We start from the raw sequence: 13141 nt of genomic DNA on the forward strand, positions 1-13141 counted from the left end.
ATGGAATCATTGATTCAAACCTATTTACCAAATGTCTATAAAATGGGCTGGGCTGGTCAAGCAGGCTGGGGAACAGCCATCTACCTAACCCTTTATATGACAGTTCTTTCCTTCATCATCGGAGGGTTCTTGGGGCTGGTGGCAGGTCTTTTCCTCGTCTTGACAGCACCAGGCGGTGTCTTGGAAAATAAGGTTATCTTTTGGATTTTAGACAAGATCACCTCCATTTTCCGTGCGGTTCCTTTCATCATCCTCTTGGCAATCATGTCACCACTTTCTCACTTGATTGTGAAGACGAGTATCGGGCCAAATGCAGCCCTTGTCCCACTTTCTTTTGCGGTCTTTGCCTTCTTTGCCCGTCAGGTGCAGGTGGTCTTGGCTGAGCTAGATGGTGGTGTCATTGAGGCGGCGCAGGCTAGTGGAGCGACATTCTGGGACATCGTGGGTGTTTACCTATCCGAAGGTCTGCCAGATTTGATTCGTGTGACGACTGTGACCTTGATTTCCCTTGTTGGGGAAACAGCTATGGCGGGTGCGGTTGGAGCTGGTGGTATTGGTAACGTAGCCATTGCCTATGGATTCAATCGCTATAATCACGATGTGACCATCTTGGCGACTATCATTATCATCTTGATTATCTTTACAATCCAGTTCTTGGGAGATTTCTTGACCAAGAAACTAAGTCATAAATAATGGAAGGAGCCCAACGGGACTCCTTTTTGTTTTCTCACCGAAATGCAAGAAGAGTAAAGCTTCTTTTTAGAAATATGCTATAATAAAGAAAGGTCCCTCAATTAGCAAATCAGAAAGTTTGCTGTCGAAGGGATGATAATGTAAAGGAGTTTGGCTGGTATGAATTATTTCGAGGGGAATGATTTCTTCCTTCTCTTGTTTGTAGTTTTACTGATTGGTTTTGTGGTAAACTTTTTTGAAAAACGTAAGGACTACTATATTTTGACGCTCTCCCTCTTATTTGCAGGAGCTATCTATGGTAAGAGTCGAGCGATGATGGTATATTTGCTCGCCTTTGTCGTTTACCAGTATTTTCTGGTTTTTCTAGCACAGAGGATAGAGGTAAAGCGGCTGAAACCACTGGTTTTCCTTTCCATTCTTCCTTTGGTAATCAATAAAGTCTTTGCCCTGATTTCTCTGCATTTGTTGGCCTTTATTGGAATTTCTTACATGTCCTTTAAGACCATTCAGATCATGCTAGAGATATCGGATGGCTTGATCAAAGAAAAAATCAGTGTAAAAGATTATCTACAGTTTTTGCTCTTTTTTCCAACAGTTAGTGCTGGTCCGATTGATCGGAGTAGGAGATTTTTAAAAGAGATAAACGAGGTCATGCCCCGAAAAGAGTATCTAGAGTTAGCAGGGGACGGTGTGTATCGTATCGTTCTAGGCCTTCTTTATAAGGTTGTTTTATCAACCTATGTTTACCAGATGTTACTCGCTCTAAATAATACTGGCACAGTCGTTTACTCAATCAAGTATATGTACCTCTATACCTTGTATCTGTTCTTTGACTTCGCAGGCTATAGTCTAATGGCCGTTGGAAGTAGTAACATTCTAGGTATTCAGACACCGATGAACTTTAACAAACCTTTCTTGAGTGTTGATATCAAGGATTTCTGGACCAGATGGCATATCACCTTGTCGACTTGGTTGAGAGATTTTGTATTTTCAAGAGTATTGATGCAGGTTATCAGGAAAAAATGGTTTAAAAATAGACTACACAATGCAACCTATGCCTATATGGTCAATATGTTGGTCATGGGTTTTTGGCATGGTCTTAGTGTTAGTTACATTGTCTATGGTTTTTACCATGGTGTCTTGATGGCTGGATTTGAAGTGTATCAAAAGAAAAGCAATTTTTATAAGAAAAATAAAAACAAAAACTGGTATAAGCTACTAAGTTGGTTTGTGACCATGAATTTGGTTATGATTGGTTTCTTTATCTTTTCAGGTGAACCCTATAAAATCTTGCTTACGATTTTAAAGAGATAAGAGATTGAAAAGAAATCGGCTAGATCGAAGGGATAGGATAAAACGAGATGATTAAATTAAAAGCATTTTTACTATCGCTTGTGCTCGTAATTGCGACGCTTGCCCTTTTAAATGTGACGTATGTCAAGAAGATTGATGATTATTATAAAGTCAAGGATAACAGTATTCGTTATAGCACCTCGTATGAAAAGTATAAAAGTAGAGATATTCTAACAAGTAATATCACCCCCAATACACTGGTTCTAATGGGTTCTTCAGAGTTGGTTGCGACGATAAATGAAGACTATCATCCAAATAAAATTTTTAACTACAACGATTTTAATATCATGCAGATTGGGACTAGTTATTCTCAAAACATCATTCAGGCTTCTACTTTAGCCTCTATTGAAGGATCTATGAGTAAGCGAAAAGTGGCTATAGTAGAGTCGGTTCAGTGGTTTGAAAAAGATGGGACCCATCAAGATGCTTTTTTGAACAAGGCTTCTCAGGAACATATTTTCCACATGCTAGATAATGACAAGATTAGTAAAGAAACGAAAGAAAAACTAATCAATCGCATTATCGAGATTACCAAAGGAAACAAGCAACAAAACGACATCTACAAAAAATATAAAAGTTATTTCATAGATGGAAAAGGAACCATTGTCGATAAAAAACTACTAGAGTTTGAGAACGCGATGTATTCCTTTAAGCTCAAACAGACTTTTTATCAAAAACATGCTAAATCAGATTATCCTTCACTAGGAGACAAAACCCCAGACTATGATTGGGAAAAGTTGACGGATCAGTTTGTGGAAGAGGTCAAAAAGAAAACAGACAATAATGACTATGCTGTTGATAATAACTACTACAATACTTACTTAAAAGATCGCTATGCATCGCTGAAAGATTCTAATAAAGATTTGAGCTACCTAGAGTCACCTGAATATTCAGATATGGAACTTTTCTTGACGGTTGCTAAAGAATTGGGCATTGAAGTTGAGGTTATTATTTTCCCAGTAAACGGGAAATGGAACGACTACACTGGTGTCTCAAGAGAAATGCGAGAAAAAACTTATAAAAAAATAGAAGATGTCGCAAAAAGCCATGGTGCAACGGTACTAAACTATGGAAACAGAGAGTATGATGATTACTTTTTATTTGACGTGATGCACGTTGGAGTGAAAGGATGGATGGAAGTTGAAAAAGAACTTTACAAATTTGCAAACCAAGCTAACTAACACACAGCGTTTAATCTTGTGGACACTATTTTTCTATACGGTTATCTTAAGCATCGTGATTTACTGTTTTGTGACCGATTTTTCGAATATTCAAGAATTTATCTATAGTGAATTCTAAGATTGTATACAAAAAGGCTCTGGAACTAGGCATTGCTAGTCTTCAGGGCTTTTACGTTACATTTTATCGGTGATTTTTTGACTTAGAAATTGCCCCATCACAGCCCCCATCACAGCCCCCATCAAGGCACCTAGGAGGATGCTTGAAACAAAGAGAAGGATTTTGTCCAACTCGGGAGCGACCATGATACGGTCGATGTATTCTTGGGATTTCCCACGCGCAAGTAAGGTAGCCACGTAAGCTTTGGGACGGATCCACATGAGGAAGATAGGACCACTTGTGCTAAAAGCAAAAACGAGGAAGGATAGGGTGTTTTTGATTCGATCTCTGTAGTTGCCGAGACGAGCGATGGCATCTGCTGCAAGACCACAGGCGAGTCCTGGGAGAAAGGCACCAGCGCCATGCTTGCTAGCTAGGAAGAAAAGTGCCATAAAAAGTCCTAGAGTTGTAATAGCGCCAAAACGAGGGACCTTCGTCAAAAGAAGCATGTAGACACTGCCACCGACAAGGGCAGAAAAGGCAGGCGCGTAGAACATATTGCCTGTCTGGTCGACCAGGTGTCCTAGGAAGACTCCAATCCCCACACAGAGAAAGTAGAGGACGGCGGCTAAGAGGGTGGTTAAGATATTTTTCTTCATGAGAAACTCCTTGATGCGAATTAACAAAACCAATTGTATCACGCTTTTTGAGGATTGTAAATGGAAACTCTATATTTTTGAAAACGCTTGAAATATGATATAATGGTTACATTGTTAGTTTAAGGAGAGTAACATGGGAAAATTTCTAGAATTCGTCTTTAATCGTATCTTTTTGGGAATGATTGCGACAGCTTATTTCTGGCTATTAACACTAGCAGGAGGAGTGGTCTTTGGTTTGGCACCAGCTAGTACCACCCTGATGAGTTTGTATGCGGAGCACGGTTATACTTATCGAGCATACCATTTGAAGGAAGCTTGGGAATTGTATAAGAGCAATTTTGTCAAGAGTAATCTAGCTTTCTATAGTTTTGTGTTTGTGGATCTTGTCCTAGTTTATGGTCTGTATCTTCTAGTTCAATTGCCCCACCAGACGATTTTCCACCTCTTGGCGACCTTTCTCAATGTCCTTGTAGTGGCTCTTGTCTTTCTAGCCTACACTGTTTCCTTGAAACTTCAGGTGTACTTTGATTTATCCTACCAAAATACCTTAAAACTGTCCCTTATCGGGATTTTCATGAGCCTACCTGCGATTGCCAAGGTTTTACTCGGGTCAGCTCTCCTTGTAGGAGTTGGTTATTATATGCCTGCCTTGCTCTTTTTTGTAGGAATTGGAATGTGGCATTTCTTTATCAGTGATATGTTGGAACCTATTTATGAAAGTATCCATGAAAAATTGGCGACAAAATAGAATGAAGCAGTTTTGGCTTCACTCTCTTTTACGGATTTATAGTTTGGTTATGATCGTGGTCATTGCCAGTTTTGCGATTATGCTATCGTATGCTGACTGGGATTCACGTGAGAAAGAAGCCCAACGGGTTGCAGAACGTGTGACCACTCGGACAGTGAGTGAAGTGGAATATTATCACAGAGAGTCAACCCAACTTGCTCAGTCTTTGGTTGAAAATCAGGCCCGCATCGAAGGGATTTACAAGTATTTCAGTCTTAGCACCCCAGACTATTTCTACTGGCAATTAGAGCGTAAAACTTCGCCTTATATTTCTGTATCCTTGTATGAAAATATTGATAATATCTATGTTCGGAATGATTTTGTGACTGGAGTGGCTATTGTCCTTCAGGACTATAAGGAAGTGTATGTTTCGACTAGAGAAAAACGCAGCGGGGAGAAAGTCCCTGCGGAGGATTTTAAGCCGACAGCCAACAGTTTTGCCATTCCCGTTTCTGATCCTGTGTCTGACAAGGATTTAGGAGTGATCTATATCTCCTTATCGCCAGATGTTCTCCATGGCGCTATTGACAATACAAGGGGCCATATCCCGATGGCTGTAACAGTAACTTCTCCTTTTGAGACCGAGATGTTCCATATTGGGGAGAAGGTATCAGCCGAGCGAGAAAACTGGTTTGTAGGTGTCACCTCTCACGGTTATCAGGTTCGAGCTGCTGTTCCTAAAAATTTTGTTCTTACTGGAACTTTGACGAGTTCAGCTATCATTATTGGGCTAAGTATCCTCTTTATCATCATTTTGTACGTGACCCTTAGACAGACTTTCTCAAATTACCAAAAACAAGTCGTAGACCTAGTAGATTCGATAGAGGTGATTGCTCAAGGAGAAGAAGGCCTTCGAATCGATACCTCTGAAAAAGACCAAGAGTTGCTTCTCATTGCAGAAACAACCAATGATATGTTGGATCGCCTGGAAAAAAATATCCACGATATCTATCAGCTAGAGCTCAGTCAAAAAGATGCCAATATGCGAGCTCTGCAGGCTCAAATTAATCCTCACTTTATGTACAATACTCTGGAGTTTTTACGGATGTATGCCGTCATGCAAAGTCAGGATGAACTGGCAGATATTATCTATGAATTTAGTAGCTTGTTACGCAACAATATCTCCGACGAGCGGGAAACCACGTTGAAGCAGGAGTTGGAATTTTGTCGAAAATATAGCTATCTCTGTATGGTGCGTTATCCTAAATCCATTGCTTATGGTTTCAAGATTGCACCAGAATTGGAAGAAATGAGGATTCCAAAATTTACACTCCAACCATTAGTAGAAAACTACTTTGCCCATGGTGTGGACCATCGCAGAACGGATAATGTCATCAGTATCAAAGCCTTGAAGGGCCAAGGCTTCGTTGAAATTCTAGTGGAAGACAATGGTCGAGGAATGCCCGCTGAGAAACTAGCTAGCTTGCAAGAAAAATTAGCTCAGCGGAGTTTTGAACACGAGGCAAGCTATAGTGGGGAGCGGCAATCAATTGGAATAGTAAATGTACACGAACGCTTTGTTCTCTACTTTGGGGATCGCTACCAAATCAGTGTAGAGTCAGCTGAACAAGAAGGTGTTCGTTACCATATCACTATCCAGGATGAATAGAAAGGGTAGAAATGTATAAAGTTTTATTAGTAGACGATGAGTACATGGTGACAGAGGGGCTCAAGCGATTAATCCCCTTTGAAAAATGGGATATGCAAGTCGTCGCAACTGCTAATCACGCAGATGATGCTTTGGACTATGTTAAGAAAAATCCAGTAGATGTGGTCATTTCCGATGTCAACATGCCAGATAAGACCGGACTTGAGATGATTAGGGAAATGAAAGAGCTACTTCCAGATACCTATTATATCTTGCTGTCTGGTTATCAGGAGTTTGAGTACGTCAAAAAAGCCATGAACCTTAGTGTCGTGGATTATCTGGTCAAACCAGTAGACAAGGTGGAGTTGGGCAATTTATTAGAAAAAATTGCGCAACAGCTTCAGGAAAAGGTGGAGCAAAGTCAGACCCTTAGTCAAGAATTGGATGAGACAGGATTTACGAACTACCTGTCAGGTAAAGACAGCTGGTGGATAGGACTTTCAAAGGAAAAGCAGGGGTCTTTTACCATTCCTTACTATGTTTTGGGGCAAGACTGGCAGATTTTCATCTCTGATCAGCCACTAGATGGCATCGTCGTGACGCCATTTGAAGCACCCTTCCAGCAGTCCTTTGAGAATTGGAAGATTAATGCTGAAAAAGCCCTCTTCTACGGTTCAGTTAATTTAGAAAAATCCGAGAGTTTATTTGCCTATTACGAGCCGATTTATCGGGTGATTATCCAAGGGAATATCAATCAAATCATCGAAGAATTAACCCTACTAGAGAAGGTTGTTTTGGAGAATACTCCGCGAGTGGCCATCACGAAGCAACTTTTCACTCAGTTTGTCATGGACGTCTTTCATTTGTTTGAACACCTAAAAGCAGATGATATGACCGAGATTGTCAAAGCCATCCATGCCATTAACTCCTTTGAAGAATTGGTTGCCTATATCAAAGAAACCTTGACCAAGTTCTTTGGCCAGTACCGCATGAATGAAAATGTGGTGAGCGTTCTGGAGGTGATTGGGCGTGATTATCAGAAAGAGCTCTCGCTCAAGGATATCAGCAAGGATCTCTTTATCAATCCTGTCTATCTCGGGCAGCTGATCAAAAGAGAAACCAACTCAACCTTTGCGGAATTGCTCAATAAACAGCGAATTAAGGCAGCGCAGCAACTCTTACTTTCGACCAGTGATAGCATCGAAGATATTTGCTATGCAGTTGGCTACAGTAATGTTGGATATTTCTACAAGGTTTTCCGTAAATTGTGCGGAAAATCACCGAAAGCCTATCGTAAACAAGTTGAAACTAGCTTGTAAAAGTTGTATTCCTGTACAAAAAATGCTATAATGTTCAAAATATCTTATGGAGGAAAACATGAAAAAGAATCCTATTTATCTTTGGGTTTTGTTAGTCCTATCAGCCCTCATTTCGGCTATGTCATTATTTGGAATCTTGAGTCCATTGCCAAGTAAAGATGCTCTTCGTGCTAGCCTGGCGAATAGCGGGACGCTCACTGCCCAGCAATTAGAAGACACGGTCAACTATACTTACAAAGTGTCAGAATCCTCTCACTCTATTTTTAATATGTTGTTGATTGTTTTATCTGCAATTTTAGTTGTAGTAGCCTTTGTATTTCTCGTACGTAAAAACGTACAATTCGCAAACTATACTTATGTTGGCTATGTTTTACTAGCTATTGTTGGTTTGGTTTATAGCTATATGAACGTTCAAGATGCGGTTCAATTAATCAAAGATAGTGCCCTTGGCTTAGGAATGGGAGCATTAGCAAAAGGGACGAATATTTTGTTCATCATCATCAATGTTCTCTTTTTAGCCTTAGTCTTCTACAAGATGTGGCGCCAACAAAAGGACTTGGCTGAGGAAGTCGAAGCAGAAGAAGCTGCCTAAGTATTGACAAAAAAGAACTATCAAGTTACAATTTTGATAGTTCTTTTTATATCGTAAACATAAAAATCGAGGTCAACATGAAAAAAATATCCTTAGTGTATATCAGTCTGAGTGGGAATACAGAAAGTTTTGTAACCCGACTCAAGGACTATCTCTTGTCCCAGTACGAAGGGATTGAGGTCCAAAAAATCCATATCAAGGACCTAGTCAAGGAAGGTCAAGAATTCTTTGAAATGGAACATCCCTATATCGCTTTCTTGCCGACCTATCTAGAAGGTGGAAATGGTGTCGATAACGGCGATGTCGAGATTTTAACAACTCCACTGAGCGACTTTATCGCCTATGGGGACAATGCTAGTAAGTGTTTTGGGGTAGTGGGATCTGGTAATCGCAATTTTAACAATCAATACTGCCTGACAGCCAAGCAGTATAGTCAGCGCTTTGGTTTCCCAGTTTTGGCTGACTTTGAAATGCGTGGTATGCTGGGAGATATTAAAAAGGTCGCAGCAATCATTGCAGATTTGTATGAGTTAGAAACAGAAAAATGAAGTAGTACTGAGGGGCAGTTGAGATTTTCAACTGCTTTTTGTGTATACAAAAAGCACCCCGTAAGGGTGCCATTTTATAAACTATCCTGCTTTGCCGATAGCAAGTGCATAGATAAAGAAGATAGCGAAGCCAAAGAGGAAAATCAATCCTGCGATAGCGAGGAGTTTTAGCCAAGAAGGAAGATTTTTATTTTCACGTGTCACCAATACATAGTTCAAAAGAGCGAAGAATGGTGTTGTCAGGAAAGAACCGATCATGGCGAAGCGGAGCATGGTTGAAACTTGACCAGCAAAGAACTTGATGATGACAATACCGATAATAGCTGTGAGGGTCATCCAGATGTTCAAAGATTTGCTATCATCCTCTTTTTGACTTAGCAAGAGTCGTAGGGAAACCTGATTAACGCGAGAATAGCCATCGATAACAGTAATGACTGTTCCAAAGATACAGAGAAAGGCGATGAAGGTGATCAAATAACGGGACCATTCTCCAAGAACAGAGGCATACATACCCACGAATTGAGAAATGTACTTGGCTGAAGCGGCTTCAACTGCTTGTCCTGTAGGATACTGAATGAGTGCTCCGAGTGCTACAAAGAATACAGCCAGGATAGCAGTTCCGATGTAACCAACGTTAAAGTCGAAAAGGGCGTCCTCTGTATTAAAGTTGACGGTCTTTTTCTTTTCAGCAGACCAGAGTGAGTTGATGGCTGAAATTTCAATAGGGGCAGGCATCCATCCTAAGAGGGAAACGATAAAAGGGAGGGCTGCCATTTGCCAAGGTGTCTTCTCGACAAAATCAGAGCTGTATTCTGGATGCTTAATTGCTGCAATGATAACTGCAAGAACTGTTGCAATGGTCAAAGCAGACATAATCCATTTTGCCATACCATCCAACAGTTTGTAGCCACCAAAGAGTAGCATGGCCCAAATGACTGCAACAAGGATGAGGGACCATTGAGTGATGCTAAGACCGATCATTGGAAAAGCGCTAGCGATGATGGCTGAGCAAAGGATGGCGACTCCAGCTGTATTGACCATAGCAGAGAAAACATTGAGGACAAAGAAAATCCAGAGATAGAGTTTTCCTTTTTCAGCATAGCCTTCCACCAAGGTTTTGCCAGTGTCGGCAGTATATTCGGCACCAAAACGGAAAAATGGATATTTAAAGACATTGGCCAAGATAACTAAGAGGAGTAGTGACCAACCATAAGAACCACCAGCTTGAGTGGAGGATACGATGTGAGAACCTCCAACGGCGGCAGAAGCCATTAGGATTCCTGGCCCCATTGCCTTTAGTTTGCTTGCCCAGGTTGACTGGTTTGATAACGTAACTTGTGACATAATAAACGCTCCTATTTTTGAATTTTCAGAATAATCTGAATAGGTAGCTTCTATTTTACAAAAAACTTAAAAGAAATGCAAGAATATTTTGAAAAAATACAGAAAATTACAGAAAACTTTACATGCATTAATGAAATTTCTCCAAGGAGAATATGGTAAGCCTAAAAAATCCGAGAAGAAAGCTTCTCGGATTTTGATTATTTCAATTGATCTGTAACGTCTTTTGAGAGCAACATTCCCAAATGGTAAGTTTTATTGATATGTGCAATAACATCATTGATATTTTCAGTCGTGTGAATTTTCTCTTTGATGTCAGACCTAAATGTCTCGTCCTTCAAGAGTTGCTCTTGGTAGAGTTTTTGCAATCTTTCCTTCTCGTACTTATTGAGCAGAAAAAGGAAAACCAAGCTAATTATAACGAGGATATAAGCATATTGGCTCATAAGGAATCTCCCATATGATAAAGAAATAGTAGTGAATAGATCGAATTAGTGAAGCGCCAAGCCAAATCACCGTAGTTACGACGTCATGGACTCTAAATCAATTATATTTAGGGGCTATGACTAGTGAAGCAGTTAGCTAGTCCGCATATAGCGGCTAGCGTCTAACAATTAGGAACTTTAGTTCCAATTGTTAGTACTGAATCACATCTTTTCCGGCGCTTCTACTCCGAGCAAACGAAGAGCTTCTTTGAGAACGACTGCAGTTGCGTAGCTGAGGGCTAGACGGCTGTTCCGTTTTGGGCTTTCATCCAAGATGCGTGTATGTGCATAATATTTATTAAAGGCTTGAGCCAAACTAATCGCAAATTTCGCAATGATAGAAGGTTCAAAGTTATCTGCTGCACGATTGATAATACGTGGAAAGTCTTGGAGTAGTTTTATGATTTCCCAGCTTTCAGCATCATTCAAGCTGTAGTTGCCAGCTGTATCTGGTTTGAAATCGGCTTTGCGCAAGATAGATTGGATACGAGCGTAGGCGTATTGAACGTAAGGTCCAGTTTCTCCTTCAAAGGATACCATAGCTTCAAGGTCGAAGTCATATCCATTTGTACGGTCGGTCTTAAGATCATAGAACTTGATAGCCCCAACTCCAACAGCGTGGGCAACTTGGTCTTTATTTTCTAACTCAGGATTTTTCGCTTCGATTTGGGCCTTGGCACGACTAACAGCCTCTGCAATAGTAGGCTCTAGCAAGATGACATTTCCTTTACGAGTAGAGAGTTTTTTCCCTTCTTTTGTTACCAATCCAAACGGAACATGGACAATGTCTTGGCTCCAATCGTAGCCCATCTCTTGTAGTACTGCCTTGAGTTGTTTGAAGTGGGCAGATTGCTCTTGACCAACAACATAGATGGATTTTGCAAATTGGTATTCGTTTTTACGGTAAAGGGCTGCAGCCAAGTCACGTGTGATATAGAGAGTTGCACCATCAGATTTTTTGATAAGGGCTGGATGTTCAATTCCATATTTCTCAAGATTGACAACTTGGGCTCCCTCTGACTCAACAAGAAGTCCTTTTTCAGCGAGAATGTCTACAACAGCATCCATCTTATCATTGTAAAAGGCTTCTCCGTTGTAGCTATCAAATTCGACTTGCAATTCATTGTAAAGGCGGTTGAATTCCACTAAACTTTCATCACGGAACCATTGCCAGAGAGCTAGGGCTTCCTCATCTCCATTTTCCAGTTTGCGGAACCATTCGCGTGCTTCTTCATCCAAGCTAGGGTCTTTTTCAGCTTCAGCATTGATGCGAACGTAGAGTTTAAGAAGTTCATCGATTGGATGCGCTTTAACGGCTTCCTCATTTCCCCATTTCTTGTAGGCAACGATCAACATTCCAAACTGTTTGCCCCAGTCTCCCAGATGGTTGACCTTGACCGTTTGATAGCCGATCTTTTGGAAAATATGTGACAAGCTATCCCCGATAACGGTTGAACGCAAGTGCCCAATAGAGAATGGTTTTGCGATGTTCGGACTAGACATATCGATAACGACATTTTCTTGCTTGCCAATGGTTTGGTCGGCATAGTGCTCTTTTTCAGTGATAACATTCTGCAATACTTGAGCCGAAATAGCGCTTTTATCAAGGAAAAAGTTGACGTAAGGTCCTGTAGCAACAACCTTCTCAAAGGATTGACTATTGATTTTTTCAGCAATATCTGCTGCGATCATTTGCGGAGCTTTACGCTCGACCTTTGCTAGAGAAAAGGCGGGGAAGGCGATGTCTCCCATTTCTGAGTTTTTAGGTGTTTCCAGTAAATTTAAAATAGCCTCTTGGTCCAGGCTATCAATGACGCTAGCCAACTCGCTAGCAATCAATTCTTTTGTATTCATAAGGGCTCCTTTTGGGCTTTTTTACTATTTTAACACAATTTACTACATTTTTTGAGAAAGAAAAGAATTTTTTTGAATTATCTAGTTTTTTTGGTATAATGTAGTTATAAAATAAATGTAAAATTTGTTATAAATATTCACTTAAGAGGATAATATGAGAAAAAGAGAACGGCATCAATTGATTAAAAAGATGATCACCGAAGAGAAACTTGGGACACAAAAAGAGATTCAAGATCGTTTAGAAGCTCGTAATGTTTATGTGACACAAACAACTTTGTCACGTGATTTGCGTGAAATCGGCTTGACCAAGGTTAAGAAAAATGATATGGTGTATTATGTACTAGCAAATGAGACGGATAAGATTGATTTAGTTGAGTTTTTGTCTCATCATTTAGAAGGAGTTGCAAGAGCAGAGTTCACCTTGGTACTTCACACCAAACTTGGGGAAGCTGCAGTCTTAGCAAACATTGTAGATGCAAACAAGGATGAATGGATTTTAGGAACGGTTGCTGGTGCTAATACCTTATTGGTTATTTGTCGAGACCAGCACGTTGCCAAGCTGATGGAAGATCGTTTGCTAGATTTGATGAAGGATAAATAAGGTCTTGGGAGTTGCTCTCAAGACTTATTTTTAGCAAGGAGAG

The 13141-nt window shown here is 40.4% G+C and carries 13 protein-coding genes; 9 read left to right on the plus strand and 4 right to left on the minus strand.

What is annotated here, in order from left to right:
• The 3 genes from PG086_RS00715 to dltD all read left to right on the plus strand — a co-directional run bounded on the left by PG086_RS00715 (window position 1) and on the right by dltD (window position 3227).
• Window positions 1-693 (plus strand): methionine ABC transporter permease, encoded by a 693-nt coding sequence (locus PG086_RS00715; RefSeq protein ID WP_000444640.1) that lies wholly within the window; start codon window positions 1-3, stop codon window positions 691-693.
• A 159-nt stretch (window positions 694-852) separates the two neighbouring features.
• On the plus strand, window positions 853-2007 hold the full coding sequence (gene dltB / locus PG086_RS00720; RefSeq protein WP_270747218.1) for a D-alanyl-lipoteichoic acid biosynthesis protein DltB: 1155 nt from the start codon (window positions 853-855) through the stop codon (window positions 2005-2007).
• Between the two features lie 47 nt (window positions 2008-2054).
• On the plus strand, window positions 2055-3227 hold the full coding sequence (gene dltD / locus PG086_RS00725; RefSeq protein WP_270747220.1) for a D-alanyl-lipoteichoic acid biosynthesis protein DltD: 1173 nt from the start codon (window positions 2055-2057) through the stop codon (window positions 3225-3227).
• 174 nt (window positions 3228-3401) lie between these two features.
• Here dltD and PG086_RS00730 read toward each other — a convergent pair whose 3' ends face one another.
• Window positions 3402-3983, minus strand: coding sequence for an MptD family putative ECF transporter S component (locus PG086_RS00730; protein ID WP_270747222.1), 582 nt, complete (start codon window positions 3981-3983; stop codon window positions 3402-3404).
• A gap of 133 nt (window positions 3984-4116) precedes the next feature.
• On the opposite strand from PG086_RS00730, the gene PG086_RS00735 reads away from it, so the two are divergent.
• From PG086_RS00735 to nrdI, 5 genes are all read left to right on the plus strand, one after another.
• Entirely contained in the window at window positions 4117-4731 is a 615-nt protein-coding gene (locus PG086_RS00735; RefSeq protein WP_000514463.1) for a YesL family protein, read from the plus strand.
• Window positions 4709-6379 carry a sensor histidine kinase gene (locus PG086_RS00740; protein WP_270747226.1) on the plus strand — a complete coding sequence of 557 codons (1671 nt, stop codon included), beginning with the start codon at window positions 4709-4711 and terminating at the stop codon, window positions 6377-6379. The genes PG086_RS00735 and PG086_RS00740 overlap by 23 nt, the downstream gene beginning before the upstream one ends.
• A gap of 11 nt (window positions 6380-6390) precedes the next feature.
• Window positions 6391-7677: a response regulator transcription factor gene (locus PG086_RS00745; RefSeq protein WP_270747228.1), complete on the plus strand. Its 1287-nt coding sequence runs from the start codon at window positions 6391-6393 to the stop codon at window positions 7675-7677.
• A 58-nt stretch (window positions 7678-7735) separates the two neighbouring features.
• On the plus strand, window positions 7736-8269 hold the full coding sequence (locus tag PG086_RS00750) for an ABC transporter permease (RefSeq protein ID WP_270747230.1): 534 nt from the start codon (window positions 7736-7738) through the stop codon (window positions 8267-8269).
• Between the two features lie 77 nt (window positions 8270-8346).
• Window positions 8347-8817, plus strand: coding sequence for a class Ib ribonucleoside-diphosphate reductase assembly flavoprotein NrdI (nrdI, locus tag PG086_RS00755; RefSeq protein WP_000724241.1), 471 nt, complete (start codon window positions 8347-8349; stop codon window positions 8815-8817).
• Window positions 8818-8898: 81 nt separating this feature from the next.
• On the opposite strand, the gene PG086_RS00760 is transcribed toward nrdI, so the two are convergent.
• The 3 genes from PG086_RS00760 to argS form a co-directional block, all read right to left on the minus strand.
• Window positions 8899-10161, minus strand: a complete 1263-nt coding sequence (locus tag PG086_RS00760; protein ID WP_057488838.1) for an NRAMP family divalent metal transporter — start codon at window positions 10159-10161, stop codon at window positions 8899-8901.
• A 197-nt stretch (window positions 10162-10358) separates the two neighbouring features.
• Window positions 10359-10604 carry a hypothetical protein gene (locus PG086_RS00765; protein WP_033584793.1) on the minus strand — a complete coding sequence of 82 codons (246 nt, stop codon included), beginning with the start codon at window positions 10602-10604 and terminating at the stop codon, window positions 10359-10361.
• Between the two features lie 201 nt (window positions 10605-10805).
• A complete protein-coding gene (argS, locus tag PG086_RS00770; RefSeq protein WP_270747237.1) occupies window positions 10806-12497 on the minus strand; it encodes an arginine--tRNA ligase in 1692 nt (563 codons plus the stop codon).
• Window positions 12498-12651: 154 nt separating this feature from the next.
• Here argS and argR point away from each other — a divergent pair, with 154 nt between their 5' ends.
• The gene (gene argR / locus PG086_RS00775) at window positions 12652-13098 is read left to right on the plus strand and encodes an arginine repressor (protein WP_001231483.1); all 447 of its coding nucleotides are present in this window, start codon (window positions 12652-12654) and stop codon (window positions 13096-13098) included.
• Window positions 13099-13141 lie beyond the last annotated feature (43 nt).

This window comes from Streptococcus halitosis, from assembly GCF_027691175.1.
Classification (GTDB): Bacteria; Bacillota; Bacilli; order Lactobacillales; family Streptococcaceae; genus Streptococcus; species Streptococcus halitosis_A.

Coding starts and splice junctions, on each gene's coding strand:
- PG086_RS00715 (WP_000444640.1), top strand. CDS start 1: ATGGAATCATTGATTCAAACCTATTTACCAAATGTCTATAAAATGGGC.
- dltB (WP_270747218.1), top strand. CDS start 853: ATGAATTATTTCGAGGGGAATGATTTCTTCCTTCTCTTGTTTGTAGTT.
- dltD (WP_270747220.1), top strand. CDS start 2,055: ATGATTAAATTAAAAGCATTTTTACTATCGCTTGTGCTCGTAATTGCG.
- PG086_RS00730 (WP_270747222.1), bottom strand. CDS start 3,983: ATGAAGAAAAATATCTTAACCACCCTCTTAGCCGCCGTCCTCTACTTT.
- PG086_RS00735 (WP_000514463.1), top strand. CDS start 4,117: ATGGGAAAATTTCTAGAATTCGTCTTTAATCGTATCTTTTTGGGAATG.
- PG086_RS00740 (WP_270747226.1), top strand. CDS start 4,709: ATGAAAAATTGGCGACAAAATAGAATGAAGCAGTTTTGGCTTCACTCT.
- PG086_RS00745 (WP_270747228.1), top strand. CDS start 6,391: ATGTATAAAGTTTTATTAGTAGACGATGAGTACATGGTGACAGAGGGG.
- PG086_RS00750 (WP_270747230.1), top strand. CDS start 7,736: ATGAAAAAGAATCCTATTTATCTTTGGGTTTTGTTAGTCCTATCAGCC.
- nrdI (WP_000724241.1), top strand. CDS start 8,347: ATGAAAAAAATATCCTTAGTGTATATCAGTCTGAGTGGGAATACAGAA.
- PG086_RS00760 (WP_057488838.1), bottom strand. CDS start 10,161: ATGTCACAAGTTACGTTATCAAACCAGTCAACCTGGGCAAGCAAACTA.
- PG086_RS00765 (WP_033584793.1), bottom strand. CDS start 10,604: ATGAGCCAATATGCTTATATCCTCGTTATAATTAGCTTGGTTTTCCTT.
- argS (WP_270747237.1), bottom strand. CDS start 12,497: ATGAATACAAAAGAATTGATTGCTAGCGAGTTGGCTAGCGTCATTGAT.
- argR (WP_001231483.1), top strand. CDS start 12,652: ATGAGAAAAAGAGAACGGCATCAATTGATTAAAAAGATGATCACCGAA.